Annotated in this window: 17 protein-coding genes; 12 read left to right on the top strand and 5 right to left on the bottom strand. The window is 74.4% G+C overall.

The window, feature by feature from the left end; genetic code table 11:
- Positions 1-13: 13 nt before the first annotated feature.
- Positions 14-949 carry an acyl-ACP desaturase gene (locus tag F8274_RS09255; protein ID WP_151461870.1) on the top strand — a complete coding sequence of 312 codons (936 nt, stop codon included), beginning with the start codon at positions 14-16 and terminating at the stop codon, positions 947-949.
- Positions 950-1,033: 84 nt separating this feature from the next.
- Here the strand turns inward: F8274_RS09255 and F8274_RS09250 are convergent, their stop codons facing one another.
- On the bottom strand, positions 1,034-1,543 hold the full coding sequence (locus F8274_RS09250) for a PaaI family thioesterase (RefSeq protein ID WP_151461869.1): 510 nt from the start codon (positions 1,541-1,543) through the stop codon (positions 1,034-1,036).
- Positions 1,544-1,599: 56 nt separating this feature from the next.
- On the opposite strand from F8274_RS09250, the gene F8274_RS09245 reads away from it, so the two are divergent.
- The 3 genes from F8274_RS09245 (at position 1,600) to F8274_RS09235 (ending at position 5,034) form a co-directional block, all read left to right on the top strand.
- Positions 1,600-2,073, top strand: coding sequence for a helix-turn-helix domain-containing protein (locus F8274_RS09245; RefSeq protein WP_151461868.1), 474 nt, complete (start codon positions 1,600-1,602; stop codon positions 2,071-2,073).
- A gap of 207 nt (positions 2,074-2,280) precedes the next feature.
- Complete coding sequence (locus F8274_RS09240) at positions 2,281-3,333, top strand: S1 family peptidase (protein ID WP_151461867.1); 1,053 nt, start codon at positions 2,281-2,283, stop codon at positions 3,331-3,333.
- 96 nt (positions 3,334-3,429) lie between these two features.
- Entirely contained in the window at positions 3,430-5,034 is a 1,605-nt protein-coding gene (locus F8274_RS09235) for an MFS transporter (RefSeq protein ID WP_225853690.1), read from the top strand.
- On the opposite strand, the gene F8274_RS09230 is transcribed toward F8274_RS09235, so the two are convergent.
- Positions 5,003-5,716, bottom strand: coding sequence for a DUF998 domain-containing protein (locus F8274_RS09230; protein WP_225853689.1), 714 nt, complete (start codon positions 5,714-5,716; stop codon positions 5,003-5,005). The genes F8274_RS09235 and F8274_RS09230 overlap by 32 nt on opposite strands.
- Positions 5,717-5,853: 137 nt before the next feature.
- On the opposite strand from F8274_RS09230, the gene aspS reads away from it, so the two are divergent.
- Positions 5,854-7,659, top strand: a complete 1,806-nt coding sequence (aspS, locus tag F8274_RS09225; protein ID WP_151461866.1) for an aspartate--tRNA ligase — start codon at positions 5,854-5,856, stop codon at positions 7,657-7,659.
- Positions 7,660-7,815: 156 nt separating this feature from the next.
- Here the strand turns inward: aspS and F8274_RS09220 are convergent, their stop codons facing one another.
- A complete protein-coding gene (locus tag F8274_RS09220) occupies positions 7,816-8,412 on the bottom strand; it encodes a TetR/AcrR family transcriptional regulator (RefSeq protein WP_151461865.1) in 597 nt (198 codons plus the stop codon).
- 101 nt (positions 8,413-8,513) lie between these two features.
- Between F8274_RS09220 and F8274_RS09215 the strand changes: the two genes are divergently transcribed.
- Entirely contained in the window at positions 8,514-9,182 is a 669-nt protein-coding gene (locus F8274_RS09215) for a hypothetical protein (protein WP_225853688.1), read from the top strand.
- Between the two features lie 62 nt (positions 9,183-9,244).
- Here F8274_RS09215 and F8274_RS09210 read toward each other — a convergent pair whose 3' ends face one another.
- Positions 9,245-10,480 (bottom strand): low temperature requirement protein A, encoded by a 1,236-nt coding sequence (locus tag F8274_RS09210; RefSeq protein ID WP_151461864.1) that lies wholly within the window; start codon positions 10,478-10,480, stop codon positions 9,245-9,247.
- A gap of 140 nt (positions 10,481-10,620) precedes the next feature.
- Here F8274_RS09210 and F8274_RS09205 point away from each other — a divergent pair, with 140 nt between their 5' ends.
- The 3 genes from F8274_RS09205 to F8274_RS09195 all read left to right on the top strand — a co-directional run bounded on the left by F8274_RS09205 (position 10,621) and on the right by F8274_RS09195 (position 13,464).
- Positions 10,621-11,430, top strand: a complete 810-nt coding sequence (locus F8274_RS09205) for a sugar nucleotide-binding protein (RefSeq protein ID WP_151461863.1) — start codon at positions 10,621-10,623, stop codon at positions 11,428-11,430.
- Between the two features lie 67 nt (positions 11,431-11,497).
- Complete coding sequence (locus F8274_RS09200; protein WP_151461862.1) at positions 11,498-12,091, top strand: transcriptional regulator; 594 nt, start codon at positions 11,498-11,500, stop codon at positions 12,089-12,091.
- On the top strand, positions 12,088-13,464 hold the full coding sequence (locus F8274_RS09195) for an MFS transporter (protein ID WP_151461861.1): 1,377 nt from the start codon (positions 12,088-12,090) through the stop codon (positions 13,462-13,464). Before F8274_RS09200 ends, F8274_RS09195 begins: the two co-directional genes overlap by 4 nt.
- A gap of 134 nt (positions 13,465-13,598) precedes the next feature.
- Here F8274_RS09195 and F8274_RS32450 read toward each other — a convergent pair whose 3' ends face one another.
- Positions 13,599-14,339: a GNAT family N-acetyltransferase gene (locus F8274_RS32450; protein ID WP_151461860.1), complete on the bottom strand. Its 741-nt coding sequence runs from the start codon at positions 14,337-14,339 to the stop codon at positions 13,599-13,601.
- A 26-nt stretch (positions 14,340-14,365) separates the two neighbouring features.
- On the opposite strand from F8274_RS32450, the gene F8274_RS09185 reads away from it, so the two are divergent.
- The 3 genes from F8274_RS09185 to F8274_RS09175 all read left to right on the top strand — a co-directional run bounded on the left by F8274_RS09185 (position 14,366) and on the right by F8274_RS09175 (position 16,805).
- Positions 14,366-14,920: a GNAT family N-acetyltransferase gene (locus F8274_RS09185; RefSeq protein WP_151461859.1), complete on the top strand. Its 555-nt coding sequence runs from the start codon at positions 14,366-14,368 to the stop codon at positions 14,918-14,920.
- Positions 14,921-15,028: 108 nt separating this feature from the next.
- Positions 15,029-15,241: a hypothetical protein gene (locus tag F8274_RS09180; protein ID WP_107079061.1), complete on the top strand. Its 213-nt coding sequence runs from the start codon at positions 15,029-15,031 to the stop codon at positions 15,239-15,241.
- Between the two features lie 73 nt (positions 15,242-15,314).
- Entirely contained in the window at positions 15,315-16,805 is a 1,491-nt protein-coding gene (locus F8274_RS09175; protein WP_151461858.1) for a replication-associated recombination protein A, read from the top strand.
- Positions 16,806-16,961: the final 156 nt, after the last annotated feature.

Genomic DNA, 16,961 nt, shown 5'->3' with positions numbered 1-16,961 from the left:
TAGGGAGATCGCCGTGACCGTGCTCAGCCAGACCGCCCTGCTCCTCGAGCTCGAACCCGTGGTCGAGAAGAACCTCGACCGGCACCTGTCGCTGGCCAAGGAGTGGTTCCCGCACGAGTACGTGCCGTGGAGCGAGGGCCGGACCTTCGACGGCCCGCTCGGCGGCGAGCCGTGGACGGAGAGCGACTCGACCATCCCCGAGGTGGCGCGGACCGCGCTGATCGTCAACCTGCTCACCGAGGACAACCTGCCCTCGTACCACCACGAGATCGCCACCCTGTTCGGGCGGGACGGCGCGTGGGGGACCTGGGTGCACCGGTGGACCGCCGAGGAGGGGCGGCACGGCACGGCGATCCGCGACTACCTGACGGTCACCCGGGCCGTCGACCCGGTGGCCCTGGAGCGGGCCCGGATGACGCACATGTCGGCGGGCTACGTGAACACCCACGACGACGAGGTGCTGCACTCGCTGGCGTACGTCTCGTTCCAGGAGCTGGCGACCCGGGTCTCGCACCGCAACACCGGCCGGGCCACCGGCGACCCGGCCTGCGAGGCGCTGCTGGCCCGGGTGGCCGCCGACGAGAACCTGCACATGGTCTTCTACCGGAACCTGCTCGGCGCCGCGTTCGAGCTGGCCCCGAGCCAGGCCATGCGGGCCGTCGCCGACGTGCTGGCCGACTTCCAGATGCCGGGCGTCGGCATCGACGGCTTCGCCCGCAAGTCGGTGGCGATCGCCCTGGCCGGCATCTACGATCTGCGCCAGCACCGCGACGAGGTGGTGGTCCCGGTGCTGCGCCAGTGGAACCTCTTCGAGGCGACCGGCCTGGACGCCGACGGGGAGGCCGCCCGCGACCAGATCGCCGCCCACCTGGAGAGGCTGGAGACGCAGGCGTCCCGGTTCGAGGAGAAGCGCGCGGCCCGCGCCGCCCGCCTCGCTGCGGCCCGCTGAGCCCGGGCTCCGGGCGCGGCCGCCGCCGGCTCTCGGGACGGCGGCCGGCGCCCGGAGCGGCTCTCGCCCTCCGCCCGGTCCCGCTCAGGCGGGCTGGTCGAGGGGGAAGATCAGGCAGCTCGACGTGGCGTGCGCGACCAGCCGGTCCCGCGCGTCGGTCAGCCTCGCCTCGGCCAGGGCGGTGCGGCGGCCCCGCTGCAGCACGGTGCCCTCACAGCGGAGGGTGCCGCTGGCGACCGTGACCGGGCGGAGGAACTTCACGTTCAGATCCAGCGACGTGTAGCCGACGCCGGCCGGCAGGGTGGTGTGCACGGCGCACGCGGCGGCGGTGTCCAGCAGCGTGGAGAGCACGCCGCCGTGCACGGTGCCCAGCGGGTTGTAGTGGAACTCCTGCGGCACCAGCTCGACGGTGACGCGGCCCTCGTCCGCCTCCATCCGGGCCATGTCGATGAGGTGCATGACCGGCGGCGCGGCCAGCTCCCCGGCGATCATGGCGTGCAGCAGCTCCAGGCCGCCGCGCCGGCCGATGTGCGCGGCCCCGGCGACCGGGTCGGACCAGGTGAAGGTGCGGGTGCGCTCCTGCGTCTGTGTCATGGACTCAGCCTCGCAGCGCGTTGCTGAGTCTGTCAATCAGACCTAGCCTGGTCGGCATGAGACCCGCGGCACTGGACTGGTCGGTGGAGAACTGCACGATCGCCCGCGCCATGGAGATCCTCGGCGAGCGGTGGACCCTGGTCGTCCTCCGGGAGGTCTTCAACGGCGTGCGCCGCTTCGACGACATGCGGGTGCGCACCGGCATCCCCCGGCAGGTGCTCACCAACCGGCTGGCCATGCTGGTCGAGCAGGGTGTGCTGCGCCGGGAGCCCTACCGGGAGCCGGGCAGCCGGCTGCGGCACGAGTACCGGCTCACCGGCAAGGGGCTCGACCTCTGGCCGGTGCTGGTGGCGGTGCTGGGCTGGGGCGACCGCTACCTGGCCGACCCGGAGGGCTCGCCGCTGGCGGTGACCCACCGCGACTGCGGCGCCGAGGTGCGGGCGGCGCTGCGGTGCGCCGAGGGGCACGAGGTGACCGACCCGCGCGACGTGCTGCCGCGCCCCGGCCCGGGGGCCCGCCGCCGCGTCTAGTGGCCGGCGGGCTCTGACAGCCGATGTCGTCGGTGTTGCTTCGTGGTTACATCGCGCTGCCGCGCGAATTCGGGCAAAGCCATGTCTTGCTTAGGATCTTAAATGTGTGAATACTTGGGTCGCCCGGCCGGTTTCCCCAGGTCGGCCGGGTTGTCCCCGGGCGCGTCCGCATGACAGCGCCCGTCACCCCCATCCGGAGGTTGTTACATGCGACCCACGAGGTCCACGCTCCGCCGCGCCGTTGCCGTCGCGGTGGCCGGCACCCTGGTCACCGGTTCGCTGCTCGGCGCGCCCGCCCAGGCGGCCCCCTCGCCCGCCTCGCCCGACGCCGCCGCCGCCCTCGCCTCGAAGCTCGGTGACCGCGCCGCCGGCGCGTACGCCGACAGCAGCGGCACCATGGTCGTCGCGGTGACCGACGCCGCGGCCGCCCGCCAGGTCCGCGCCGCCGGTGCCACCCCGAAGCTCGTCACCCGGGGCGCCGCCCAGCTCGCGGCGGCCACCAACGAGCTGGAGCGGTCCGCCAAGGTCCCCGGCACTGCCTGGTGGACCGACCCGGCCACCAACCAGGTCGTCGTCTCCGTGGACAGCACCGTCACCGGCGCCAAGCTGGAGCGGGTCAAGTCGGCCGCCGCCCGCACCGGTGGCGCGGTCCGGATCGAGGCCGAGGCCGGCGTGCTGAGCACCCGGATCTCCGGCGGCAACGCCATCTACGCCGGCGGCGGCGGTCGCTGCTCGCTCGGCTTCAACGTGCGCGCCGGCAGCACCTACTACTTCATCACCGCCGGGCACTGCACCAACATCTCGTCGAGCTGGTACAGCAACTCCGCCCAGACGAGCCTGCTGGGCAGCCGCTACGGCACCAGCTTCCCCGGTAACGACTACGGCATCGTGCGGTACAGCAACCAGAGCACCGCGCAGCCGGGCAACGTCTACCTCTACAACGGCAGCTACCAGGACATCACCGCCGCCGGCAACGCCTACGTGGGCCAGAGCGTCCGGCGCTCCGGCAGCACCACCGGCGTGCGCAGCGGCTCGGTGACCGCCCTGAACGCCACCGTCAACTACGCCGAGGGCAGCGTCTCCGGCCTGATCCGCACCACCGTCTGCGCCGAGCCCGGTGACAGCGGCGGCTCGCTCTTCGCCGGCAGCACCGCGCTTGGCCTCACCTCCGGCGGCAGCGGCAACTGCTCCTCCGGCGGCACCACCTACTTCCAGCCGGTCACCGAGGTGCTGAGCCGCTACGGCGTCAGCGTCTACTGATCCACCCCACGTGAACGGGCCGCCGGGCGACCGGCGGCCCGTCCGCTTGCGTGGATCACCGGACTGACCGGCGCCGGGCGGGGTACGTTCCGCCCGGTGAGCACCCCCGTGACCACCCCGACCACGGAGCCGGCGTCCGCCTGGGCCCCGCTGCGGATCGCCGCGTTCCGCAGCCTCTGGCTGGCCGTGCTCGCCAGCAACGTCGGCACCTGGATGCAGACCGTCGGCGCCCAGTGGCTGCTGGTGGACCAGCCCAACGCGCCGACCCTGGTCTCGCTGGTGCAGACCGCCAGCATGCTGCCGGTGCTGCTGCTGGCCCTGCCGGCCGGCGCCCTCGCCGACACCTTCGACCGGCGGCGGCTGCTGATCGCCGTGCAGTGCTTCCTGGCCGCGGTCGGCGTCCTGCTCACCACGCTGACCGCGGCCCACCGGATGCCGCCGGCCCTGCTGCTCACCCTCACCTTCGGCCTCGGCGTGGGGCAGGCGCTCACCCTGCCCGCCTGGCAGGCGGTGATCCCCGAGCTGGTGCCCCGGGCGCAGCTCGTCTCCGCCTCGGCGCTCGGCTCGATCAGCGTCAACCTGGCCCGCTCGGTCGGGCCCGCGGTGGCCGGCGTGCTGGTGGCCCGGGCCGGCGTCGCGGTGGTCTTCGCGGTCAACGCCGTCTCGTTCGCGATCTTCGCGCTGGCACTGCTGCGCTGGCGTCCCGACCGGCCGGAGAACGAGCCGGTGCCGGAGCGGTTCACCGCGGCGCTGCGGGCCGGCGGCCGGTACGTACGGCACTCCCCGGTGGTGCGCCGGATCCTGCTGCGGGCCGCCCTGTTCGTGGTGCCGGGCAGCGCACTGTGGGCGCTGCTGCCGCTGGTCGCCAGCCGCCGGCTCGGCCTGGGCGCCGGCGGGTACGGTGTGCTGCTCGGCGCGCTCGGCGTCGGCGCGGTGGCCGGCGCCCTGGTCCTGCCCCGGGTCCGCCGGGTGCTCTCCAGCAACCGGCTGCTGCTCCTCGCCGGCCTGCTCTACGCCGGGGTGCTGCTGGTGCTCGCGCTGGTGCCGCAGCCGGCCGTGGCGGTGGCCGCGCTGGTGCCCGCCGGGCTGGCCTGGATGACCGTCCTGTCCAGCGTCAACGCCGCCATGCAGCTGTTCCTCCCCGGCTGGGTACGCGCCCGCGGCCTGTCGATCTACCAGATGTTCTTCGCCGGCGGGCAGGCGCTCGGCGCGGTGGCCTGGGGCGCGCTCGGCGAGGTCACCGGCCTGGTCGGGGCGCTCACGGCGGCCGCCGTGGTGATGGCGGTCGGCGCGCTCAGCGTGCTGCTCTGGCCGCTGCGGGAGACCCGCGGCGTGGACCGCGACCCGGCGATCTACTGGCCCGAGCCGAACCTCGCCCTGGAGCCGCAGCCGCGCGGCGGCCCGGTCCTGGTCACCGTCTCCTACACGGTCCGCCCGGAGCGGCAGGCCGAATTCGTCGAGGCCATGCGGGCGGTCGGGCGGTCCCGTCGGCGGACCGGGGCGATGCGCTGGGGACTGTTCCGGGCCGGGGAGCGGACGCACGGCTTCGTGGAGGTCTACCAGGTCCCGTCCTGGGAGGAGCACCTGCGCCAGCACGGCGGCCGGCTCACCGGGGCGGACCGGGTGGCCGAGGAGCGCGCCCGGGCGCTGGCCGACGACGACGTACGGGTCAACCACCTGCTCCCGGCCGACCCGGAGTGACCGGCGGCCGGCCCGGCCGGGACGGGTCCGCCCGGGGCGGGTCGGGTCGCCGCGCCGACCGGTGCCGGTGGGCCCGGCGGGCGGAGAGGACCGCGGCCAGCGGCCAGAGCGCGACGGCCAGCGCGGCCACCCGCTCGGCCAGCCCGGTCCGCGACCCGCCGGTCACCTCCACGACGAACCAGCCGAAGAGGACCAGCAGCAGCGCCGTCGCGGCCAGCGCCACGGGCCGGCGGAACGCCCACGGCGGCGTGCCGGCGGGCGAGGCGGCCACACCGCGCCGGACCGCCCGGGGCAGCCGCAGCGCCGACCCGGCCGGCCAGAGCGACAGGGCGAGCACCGCGACCGTCGCCACCGTCCCGTGTGCCGGCGACCCGCCGACCTGCGGCCGGGGGAAGGCGATCAGCGCGATGGTGGCCGCCCCGCCGAGCGCGAGCAGGAACCGGCTGGGCAGCCCGGCCGCGTGCAGCACCAGCGCGGTGCCCAGGTAGCAGCAGCCGAGCAGGACCAGGCAGCCCGCCATGAGCCACGAGTCGGTCGCGCCCTCGCCGGCCAGCTCGCTGATCGTGTCCCGCACCGGGTCGTAGCCTGTGGGCTGCCGGGCGCCGGCCACCGTCCAGCCCGCCACCAGCAGGACGGGCGCGGCCGCCGCCGTGACCACGGCCCAGGTCGGTACGGCACGCACCCGGCCACGGTAACCGCCCGGCCCGGCCCCGGCCCGGGGTTCGCCGCAGGACCGGCCCGCCGGGTGCCGGGGAGCCGGCCCGCCCGCCCTGACAGAATGCGGGGAGCAGACGTGGACCAGATGAGGAGACGCAAGCCGTGATCCGTACCCACAATGCCGGAAGCCTGCGCGCCGCGGACGCCGGCTCGACGGTGACGCTCGCCGGGTGGGTGGCCCGCCGGCGCGACCACGGCGGTGTCATCTTCGTCGACCTGCGCGACGCCTCGGGCGTCGTGCAGGTGGTCTTCCGCGAGGAGGACGCGCACGCGTTGCGCAACGAGTTCTGCGTGAAGGTCACCGGCGAGGTGACCCGCCGGCCCGAGGGCAACGAGAACCCCGACCTGCCGACCGGCGAGGTCGAGGTGACCGCCACGGCGCTGGAGGTGCTCTCCGAGGCCGCCCCGCTGCCGCTCCCGGTCGACGACCAGATCGAGGCCGGCGACGACATCCGGCTCAAGTACCGCTACCTCGACCTGCGCCGCGGCGGCCCGGCGAAGGCCATGCGGCTGCGCTCGCGGGCCAACCAGCTCGCCCGCTCGGTGCTGCACGAGCGGGACTTCCTGGAGATCGAGACCCCGACGCTGACCCGCTCCACGCCGGAGGGCGCCCGCGACTTCCTGGTCCCGGTCCGCCTCCAGCCGGGCAGCTGGTACGCGCTGCCGCAGTCGCCGCAGCTGTTCAAGCAGCTGCTCATGGTCGGCGGCATGGAGCGCTACTACCAGATCGCCCGCTGCTACCGGGACGAGGACTTCCGCGCCGACCGGCAGCCGGAGTTCACCCAGCTCGACATCGAGATGTCCTTCGTCACCGAGGACGACGTGATCGACCTCGGCGAGGCGATCGTCGCGGCGCTCTGGTCCGACCTGGCCGGCTACGAGATCCCCCGGCCGATCCCGCGGATCACCTGGCACGACGCCATGTCCCGCTACGGCTCGGACAAGCCGGACCTGCGCTACGGCGTCGAGCTGACCGAGCTGACCGACTACCTGCGCGGCACCGAGTTCCGGGTGTTCGCGGGCGCCATCGACGCGGGCGGCTACGTGGGCGCCGTGGTCATGCCGGGCGGCGCGAGCCAGACCCGCAAGGAGCTGGACGGCTGGCAGGACTGGGCCAAGGCGCGCGGCGCGCGGGGCCTCGCGTACGTGGTGCTCGACGCGGAGACCGGCGAGGCGCGCGGCCCGGTGGCCAAGAACCTCTCCGAGGCGCACCTGGCCGGCCTGGCCGACGCGGTCGGCGCGAAGCCGGGCGACGCCGTCTTCTTCGCGGCCGGCGCCGACGCCCGGGAGGCGCAGGAGCTGCTCGGCGCCGCCCGGATCGAGATCGCCAAGCGGGCCAAGCTGGTCGACGAGAGCGCCTGGGCGTTCTGCTGGGTGGTCGACGCGCCCATGTTCGAGAAGACGGACGAGGGCGGCTGGACCGCCGTGCACCACCCGTTCACCTCGCCGAACGCCGACTGGGTGGACCGGTTCGAGGAGGCGCCCGACCGGGCGCTGGCCTACGCGTACGACATCGTCTGCAACGGCAACGAGATCGGTGGCGGCTCGATCCGTATCCACCGCGGCGACGTGCAGCAGCGGGTGTTCGACCTGCTCGGCATCACGGCCGAGGAGGCGCAGGACAAGTTCGGCTTCCTGCTGGAGGCGTTCAAGTACGGAGCCCCGCCGCACGGCGGCATCGCCTTCGGCTGGGACCGGGTCTGCATGCTGCTGGCCGGCGCGGACTCGATCCGCGAGGTCATCGCCTTCCCGAAGACCCGCGGCGGCTTCGACCCGCTGACCGGCGCGCCGACGCCGATCACCGCCCAGCAGCGCGCCGAGGCCGGCATCGACGCCAAGCCGAAGGCGCCCACGGGCCCGCACGCCGGCACCGCCGGTCCGGCCGCCCCGGTGGCCGATCCCACCTGATCCGCCGCTCCTCGCCGTCGATCCTGAGGTTGGCCGGGGCCGCTCCGGCGTGCGCCGCCCATCCTCAGGATCGACGTGCGGGAGGGGGGATGGGATGACGCGCCACGCGGCGCGCTCAGGTGCTGCGCCGTCGGAAGGTCGTGAGCGCCCGGCAGCTCAGGATGGCCGGCGTGCGGCGTGGGTCCGGATGAGTCCCTCGACGCCGCGGAGGAAGGTCTCGGCGATCAGCGCAGGGTCGAAGAGGCAGCCGGCCGCCATGGCGCCGTCGCGGAGCATGACGAAGTGCCGCGCGGCGGACTCGGCCTCTGTTTCCTCAATGCTCGCCAGCAAGGCGTTGATCGTGTCGAGGAACCACTGCCGATGCGCGAGGACGGCCTGGTGCACGGGATGGTCGGGGTCGGGATACTCCGCCACCGCGTTCAGGAAGGCGCAGCCGCGAAAGCCGGCGGACTGGATGTCCCGGGCAATGGACTCCGCAGCGGCCCGCAGGGTGTCGGACGCCGGTAGGCCGGCGGTGATGGCCGCGTCCACCTGGTCGCGGATGGCGTGATCGGCCGCCCGCAGATAAGCGAGGACGAGATCCTCCTTGCCCGGGAAGTGCCGATAGAACGTGGCCCGGGTCACTTTCGCCTCGGCGATGATCCGATCGACGCCGACCGAGTGGATTCCCTCCCCGTAGAAAATCCTGGTCGCGGTGGTGAGGAGCCGCTGTCGCGCCTCGGACGGCCGGACGCCGGATTCGCTACGTGCCATGAGCCTCAGCGTAACGAACAGAACGTTCGGTCACTGTTTTCGGACCGCCGGATCCGGCCGTCGCGCGCAGTGGGTAGAACGTTCGGTCTTGACAAGGCGGCGTGCGGGTCACTACCTTGGCGGAAAGACAGAACGTTCGTTCTACCGGATGGTGTTCCGGTCGCGTGCCACTGCTGGTCGCGGTCCCCCTCGGGAACACCGAAAGGATGACCATGACCACCGTTGCCGCCCCCGGTATCCCGACGACGGCGGCCGCCCTGCGGCGGCTGTACTTCGTCCGCTTCGCCTTCGCCATCGTGTGGGCCGGCGTGACGTTCGCGATCGCCGGAGACCTCAACCCTCTCGCCCGCACGCTTTTCGTGATCTATCCGTTGTTCGACGTGGCCGCGGCCGTCATCGACGCCCGCGCGTCGCGCGCCACCGGATCGCCCACCCTGCTGTACGTGAACATCGCGGTCAGCCTGCTCGCCGCGATCGGCCTGGCCGTTGCCGGCACGTCCGGTATCCCGGCGATGCTGCAGGTCTGGGGTGCCTGGGCGATCGTGGCCGGGCTGGTGCAGCTGATCGTCGGCGTGACCCGCCGCACCATGGGCGGCCAGTGGCCGATGATCATCAGCGGCGGGCTCTCCGTGCTCGCCGGCGGGTCGTTCGTCGCGGCCGCCGCCGCGGACAACCCCGCGCTGACCAACGCGATCGGCTACGCCATCCCCGGCGCCATCTTCTTCCTCATCTCGGCCGTCCGCCTCGGCCGTGCCGCGAAGGCGGACTGACCTGGAGAACACGACGGTGCCTCGGCCCCTGCATTGACGATGTCACCGCTGGTGGCGTCGGGTCACGCCTCGGAGTCGCGCTCGCCGGCTGCCTCCCGCGTGATCGGCGAGGCGGGGATCTCCAGCGGCCGTCCCCGGCTCCGCAGCGCGTCGAGTAGCGCGACCAGGGCCAGCACTCCGGCCACCACGCTCAGCTCGACCATCGGCGCCCAGCGGGCCAACGCCGGCGTGAACAGCAGCAGGGCCACCAGGCCGATCACCCGGGACCGGGAAACCCGGCCGAAGACCTCGTACTCCAGCAGCGTGCAGGCGACGAGGAAGAGCACCGGACCGCCCACGGCGAACAGAAGCCAACTGGGCCGCGGCGGCCCGTACGGATGATCGATCACCAGCTCGTAGCCGACCGCGGTGACGAGCACGCCGAGCACGATCAGCAGGTGCGTCCGTTCCGACACCGTGCCCAGCCGGCCGGGCATCCCCGCCCGACCCAACGCCTCGGACAACAGCAGGCCGGCACGGTGGAAGTAGATCCGCCAGAGCAGCGCGCTGGTGGCGAACGCGACCCCGAAGGCCGCGGCCCGCTCCGAGGAGAAGTCCGTGCCGCCGAACACCATGCTGATGACCAGAATCGTCTCACCGAGTGCGACGAGGAATATCTGCTGGTGACGGTCGGCAAGATGCGTCCCGGCGATCCGCCAGCGTTGCACCGCTGCGGCCCCGAGCCGCGGCAGCGGCCAGCCCAGGGCCCAGGCGAGGTAGTCGACAGCGAGCGCGGCAGCCCACAGCGGCAGGCGAAGGGCGTCCGGGCCCACCGCGCCGACCAGCCAGAGCGGCGCGCTCGCCGCAGCCCAGGCGGCAAGCCGGAACGGCACCAGGCGTCGCGGATGGCCGTGCAGCGCGGCGGCGACCACCAGCGGCCGCACCCCCATCACCATCAGGTATGCGGTCGCGAACGGCAGCGCTCGCTCCTCCATGGCGCGTGGCAGTGTCACCGCCATGACCAGGCCGGCGAGCATGGTGCCGACCACGACGGCCTGGATGATCGACCGCTCCGGTTCGTAGCGACTGGTGATCCAGGTGGTGTGCGACCAGATCAGCCAGAGCGCCAGGAAGAGCAGCAGGGTGCGACCGAGCCCTGCGACGAGCGTCCAGCCGGTGTCATCGCTCACCTCGACGAATCGCTGCGTGACCCGGGTGAGGGCCACCACGAAGGCCAGGTCGAAGAAGAGCTCCAGGAACGTTGCGCGGCCCGAACTCGTGGGAGGGCGCAGCAGGCCGGCACCGCGTCCCGCCGCCATCGTCCGCCTCCGTCCACCCTCGTCGCACCAACGAGCCAGCCGCCGGACACGTCGCGCCAGCCTGGACGGCCCACCTCATCCGCCTTCGACGAAGGGCCCGCGTCATGATGGCGCGGGCCTTTCGACGTCTGGAGGACGGGATGAACCTGCTCGTGGTGGGGGCCAGCGGCTTCCTGGGCGCCGAGGTGTGCCGGCAGGCGGTGGCGGCCGGGCACCGGGTGAGCGGCACATACCACTCGGCCGCCGTCGCGGTGCCGGGTGTAGCGCCGCGCCGGCTCGACGTCACCGACCGGGCCGCCGTGCGCGCGCTGCTGACCGAGGTATGCCCCGACGCCGTCGTGGCCACCCCCTACCGGTACGACGACTGGCGGGTCACCGCGGACGGGGCGGCTCACGTCGCGGCGGCCGCCGCCGAGGTGGGGGCGCGGCTCGTGCACCTGTCCAGCGACGCGCTGCACGCCGGCCGGCCGACGCCGTACGCCGACGACGACGTGCCCACGCCGCTGCACCCGTACGGGGCGGCGAAGGCGGCGGCCGAGACGGCGGTGCGGGCGCTCGACCCGGGGGCGGTGATGGTGCGGACGTCGCTGATCGTGGGGGAGGGGAGCAAGCAGATCCAGCTCTGCCGGGACGCCCTGGCCGGCCGGGCCGTCCTCTTCACCGACGAGGCCCGCTGCCCGGTGCACGTGACCGACCTGGCCGCGGCGGTGCTCGAACTGGTGCCCACCGGCCTGGCCGGCACGCTCAACGTGGCCGGGCCGGAGGCGGTCAGCCGCGCCGAGCTGGGGCTGCTGGTGGCACGGCACGACGGTCTCGACCCGGCCGGCCTGAAGACGGTGACCATCGCCGAGGCCGGCCTGCACCGTCCCGCCGAGGTGCGCCTCGACTCGTCGCGGGCCGCGGGCCTGCTGCGGACCCGACTGCGCGGCATCACCGAGATCCTGGCGTGACGCTCTGTGCACAGTTTTTGTGCATAACCCTTGTGCATAGAAACTGTGCACAGATATTGTGCAGGGCATGGAGAACGAGGGATCGCGTCCCGAGCCGCGTGAGGTGCGGCTGGATCACCGACAGGCGCGGGTGCTGGCCCACCCGCTGCGGATGCGCCTGGTCGGCGCCCTGCGGGTGAAGGGCCCGTCCACCGCCACGGCGCTGGCCGAGATGCTCGGCACCAACACCGGGGCCACCAGCTACCACCTGCGCCAGCTCGCCGAGGTGGGGCTGGTCGTGGAGGACCCGGACCGGGGCACCGGCCGGCAGCGCTGGTGGCAGGCCGCGCACGACGTCACCAACTGGGAGCCGACCGACTTCGACGACGACCCGGACGCCCGCGCCGCGATCGACTGGATCCAGGGTGACCAGGTGCGCCTCCTGGCCCAGCACGCGGAGCAGTGGTTCGCCACCAAGGACGAGTGGGCGCCGGAGTGGCGGGACGCGTTCGGCATGAGCGACTTCTTCATGACCGTCCCGGCCTCCCGGCTGACGGAGATCCAGGCCGAGGTCTGGGAGCTGCTCGAACGCCACCGGAGCGAGGCGGACCCGGCCGAGCCCGGTGCCGAGCCGGTGCAGATCTTCCTCGCCACCTACCCGTTGCCCAAGGAGTTCCGGTGACCGCCCTGTCCGTACGCCAGATCCGGTTCCGCTACCTCACCCTCTACGGCCTGCGCTGGCTGCCCACCGGCCTGCTCACCCCGGTGATGATCCTGCTGATGCAGGAGCGCGGCCTGTCGCTGTCCCAGATCGGCCTGGTGGCCACCGCCCAGGGCCTGGTCGTGCTGGCGCTGGAGCTGCCCACCGGCGGGCTCGCCGACGCGCTCGGCCGCAAGCCGGTGCTGCTCGCCGCCTGGGCCGTCTGCCTGGTCTCGCTGGTGCTCTTCGTGGTCGCCGACTCGTTCTGGATGTTCTTCCTGGTCTGGGCGTTGCAGGGGATCTACCGGGCGCTCGACAGCGGCCCGCTGGAGTCCTGGTACGTCGACGCGACCCTGGCCGCCGACCCGAAGGCCGAGTACGAGCGCGGCCTGGGCTGGGCCGGCACCGTCATCGGCGTCGCCATCGGCGCCGGCGCGCTGCTCGGCGGTGGCCTGGTCGCGCTCGGCCCGGTCGGACCGCTCAGCGCGCTGGCCCTGCCCGTGCTGGTGGCCATCGTCCTCCAGGCGGCCGCGCTGGTCGCGCTCACCCTGTTGCTGGTCGAGCACCGGCCCGCCCAGGGCGCCGCCGCGGTGCGGGCCTCGGTGGCCGAGGCGCCGCGGATGGTCGGCCAGGCCGTCGGCCTGCTGCGCCGCAACCGGGTGCTGCTCGCCCTGGTCGCCGTCGAGCTGTTCTGGGGCTTCGGCATGATCACCTTCGAGTCGCTGCTGCCGGTGCGCCTGGCCGAGGTGGTCGGCGACGCCGACCGGGCCGCCGCGCTGCTCGGCCCCGCCAGCTCGGCGGCCTGGCTGGCCAACGCCGCCGGCGCCGCGCTGACCCCGCTGCTGCTGCGCCGGCTGGGCGCCGCGCCCGCCGCCGCGCTCATGCGGGTGCTGCAGGGCGTCACCGTGGTCGGGATGGGCCTGCTCGCCGGCCCGGTCGGGGTGCTCATCGCCTACCTGGCCTGCTACACCGTGCACGGCGCGTCGAACCCGCTGCACATGGGACTGCTGCACCGGCAGGTCGACGGGCCCTACCGGACCAGCGTGCTCTCGCTGAACTCGATGATGGGCCAGCCGGCCGGCGCGCTCGGCGCGGTGGTGCTGACCGCCGTGGCCGACGCCACCAGCATCACCGTCGCCATGCTGGTGGGCGGCGTGGTGCTCGCCGTGGCCGCCCCGCTCTACGTGCCCGCCTGGCGGGCCGGGCGCCGGACGGCGGCGGCGGAGCCCGACGCGGGCGGGCAGCGGCCCGGTGACTCGGCCGCCGGCCCGGGCCACCCCGGCCCGGCGCTCGACCCGGCCGGCCCCGTGGACCCCGTGCAGCTCTCGGTCTCCACGCCCGCCCGGTCGGATTGACCGCCGTGCCCGGCCCCGCCGCCCCGGGCCGGGCGAGGGGCGCGGTCGGGCCGGCGGGACAGCCGCCGGCCCGGCGCGGTGGCCAGGCCGGGTGAACGGGAAGCCGCAGCGGGGAGGTGGCCGTGGTCGCTGGATCAGCCCAGGTGGACCGAGGTGCGGGGCTCGGTGCCGGTGTAGCCGAGCCGGCGGTAGAGCCGGATCGCCCCGACGTTGGCGGTGTAGACGCCGAGCGCCACCTGGTCGTGCCGGGCCAGCAGGGCGCGGGTCATCCCGGCGGTGAGCGCCGCGCCGAGCCCGCGGCCCCGGCGGTCCGGCGCCACGGTCAGCCCCGCCAGGAAGCCGATGTCGCCCCGGGTGCGGTCGGCGCCGCAGGCCACCAGGCGGTCGCCGGCGCGGATGCCGTACCAGTCGACGATGCGCGGGTCGCCCGGGCGGGACGTCGTGCTCGGAAAGGCCTCGTCGATCAGCGCGGACAGCGCCGGATGGTCGGCCTCGGTGAGGCGGACGACGCGCTCCTCCTCCGGCTGCTCCGGCGGGGCCGCGGTGGTCCAGAGGAAGTCCCACTCGTCGAGGCGCGCCACCGTGAACCGGCCGGCCACCTCCGCCGGGTCGGTCCGGGGCAGGTGCAGCCACTGGCCGGCGTGCAGCGTCCCGTCCGCCACCAGGCCCGCGAACACGTCCAGCGCCGGCCCGGCCGCCCCGAGCGCGCCGCCCGCCGGCCCGTGCTCCGGCGGGAGCAGCCAGCCCACCGCGCCGTCCCGCCGCCAGCCCCGCGCCGCCCGGTCGCGCCAGAGGGCGTGCCGGGCGTACGGGTGATGGCCGGTGGCCGCGAGCAGGGTGTCCCGGCCCAGCAGGACCTGGTCGGCAGCGATCATGCGGCCAGCCTACGAGAGGAGAACTCGTGACCCCCATCCACTCCGCACGAGCGGTGCGACTGGCCGGCCGAGGCTTCGGGTTGCGGGAATGGGCCGACGAGGACGTGCCCGCACTGCACGCGCTACTGACCGAGCCGCGGGTGCTGGACCGGGTGCTGGACGAGCGGGCGCCCACCCGGGACGAGGTCCACGACGCCGTGTCCACCTGGCGGGAGGAGGCGGGCGGCGAGCCGCGGCCGGCGTACCGGCTGGCCGCCGTCGACGGTGACCGGTTGCTGGGGCTGGGCACGCTCACCGTGGAGAGCGTGCCGCACCGGCGCGGCGAGATCGGCTACGTGGTGCACCCCGACCACTGGGGCCGGGGGCTCGGCACCGGGATCGCCGGCCTGCTGCTCGACCTCGCGTTCGGGCCGGTGGGGCTGCACCGGGTGGAGGCGACGACCCGGCCGGACCACGCCGCCTCGCGGCGGGTGCTGGAGAAGGCCGGCATGCGGTGCGAGGGGATCAGCCGGGACCACCTGCTGGTCCGGGGCTCCTGGTGGGACTCCGTCCGGTACGCGATCCTCGCCACCGACCGCTGACGGGAAACCGCCGTCCGCGGCAGGGCGTTCCACGGTGGAGATTGACGAACAGACCGATTGGGTACATCCGTCGCCGACCTACTGGGACCCCCCACCGGAGGAACGACCATGCTCGCCATTCTCGCGGCCATCGTGTTCGGCTTCGCCCTGTTGATCGACTTCCTGAACACGAACTTCGGCGCGCCCGACCTGTTCAACACCCACACCCTCATGCTCATCGGCTTCCTGCTGCTCTCCCTCTACCTGGCCGGGGTCGGCTCCGGCCCGCGCGGCGCCGGCGGCGGCCGCTGGTACCGGGGCCGGCGTCCGGGCCGGGGCTGACCGGAAACGACCATCCGGGCCGGGCGGCGGCGCGATTCCAGCGTCGTCGGCCCGGCCCGGTACTGTTCTCGTGATGGAATCCGACGCCCTCTTCACCCTCGGCGAACCCGCCGGAGCGCCCAGCGCCCCCGCGGGCTCCGGCGGCGTCGACGGGTTCACCGCCGCCGGGGCGGATTCGCCGCTGCCCGTCCGGATGCGGCCGGCCAGCATCGACGAGCTGGTCGGTCAGGACCACCTGCTCGCGCCCGGCGCCCCGCTGCGCCAACTCGTCGAGGCCGCCGCGCCGATGTCGGTGATCCTCTGGGGGCCGCCCGGCAGCGGCAAGACCACTATCGCGCACCTCGTGGCCCGGGCCACCGACCGCCGCTTCGTCGCCATGTCGGCGCTGACCGCCGGGGTGAAGGACGTCCGCGCGGTCATCGAGACCGCCCGCCGGCAGCGCCGCGCCGGTGGCCCGCCCACCGTGCTCTTCATCGACGAGGTGCACCGGTTCAGCAAGACCCAGCAGGACTCGCTGCTCGCCGCCGTCGAGGACCGCACGGTCACCCTGCTCGCGGCGACCACCGAGAACCCGTACTTCTCGGTCATCTCGCCGCTGCTGTCCCGTTGCGTGCTGCTGACCCTCCAGCCGCTCGACGACGACGCCGTCCGCGGCCTGCTGCGCCGCGCGGTCGCCGACGAGCGCGGGCTGGGCGGCGCGCTCACCCTGGCCACCGACGCCGAGGACCACCTCGTCCGCCTCGCCGGCGGCGACGTCCGCAAGGCGCTCACCGCGCTGGAGGCGGCGGCGGCCACCGCGACCGCGCGCGGCGTGGACCGGATCGACCTCGCCGTCGCCGAGCAGGCGGTCGACGTGGCGGCCGTCCGCTACGACCGTGACGGCGACGCCCACTACGACGTGACCAGCGCGTTCATCAAGAGCATGCGCGGCTCGGACGTGGACGCCGCGCTGCACTGGCTGGCCCGGATGCTGGTGGCCGGCGAGGACGCCCGGTTCATCGCCCGGCGCATGGTGATCTTCGCCAGCGAGGACGTCGGCATGGCCGACCCCACCGCGCTGACCGTCGCCACCGCCGCCGCGCACGCCGTCGAATACGTCGGCCTGCCCGAGGCCCAGCTCAACCTGGCCCAGGCGGTCATCCACCTGGCCACCGCCCCGAAATCCAACTCGGCCACCACCGCCATCGGCGCGGCCATCGCCGACGTGCGCGCCGGTCGCGGCGGGGCCGTGCCGCGGGGGCTGCGCGACTCCCACTACGCCGGCGCCCGGGGCCTCGGCCACGGGGCCGGTTACCGCTACCCCCACGACGACCACCGCGGGGTGGTCACCCAGCAGTACGTTCCGGACGACCTCGTCGGGACCGACTACTACCAACCCAGCGGGCACGGCGCGGAGCGGGCGGTGGCCACCCGGCTGCCGTTGCTGCGCCGGATCGTGCGCGGGCTGCCCACGCCGCCGGCGCGGGTCGAGGCGGCGGTGAGCGGCGGCCGCCCGGCGGACGCCGTGCGGGCCGACGGCGCGAACGAGGGCGGCAGCGACGCCGTGGGGGAGGGTCAGCAGTGATGGCGCGTGGTCCGGAGCAGCCGGCGGACGGCCCCGACGAGCGGCGGGACCCGCGTGCCAAGGGCCGCCGGTGGGGGCGGGGCAAGGCCGACGCCGAGCCGGCCGAGGCGACCGCCGGCGAGGAGTTCGGCTGGATCGACGACCTGCGGACGGCCA

The organism is Micromonospora sp. AMSO31t (assembly GCF_008868175.1).
In the GTDB taxonomy this organism is placed as follows: domain Bacteria; phylum Actinomycetota; class Actinomycetes; order Mycobacteriales; family Micromonosporaceae; genus Micromonospora.
This window is presented reverse-complemented; position numbering and strand designations above follow the sequence as displayed.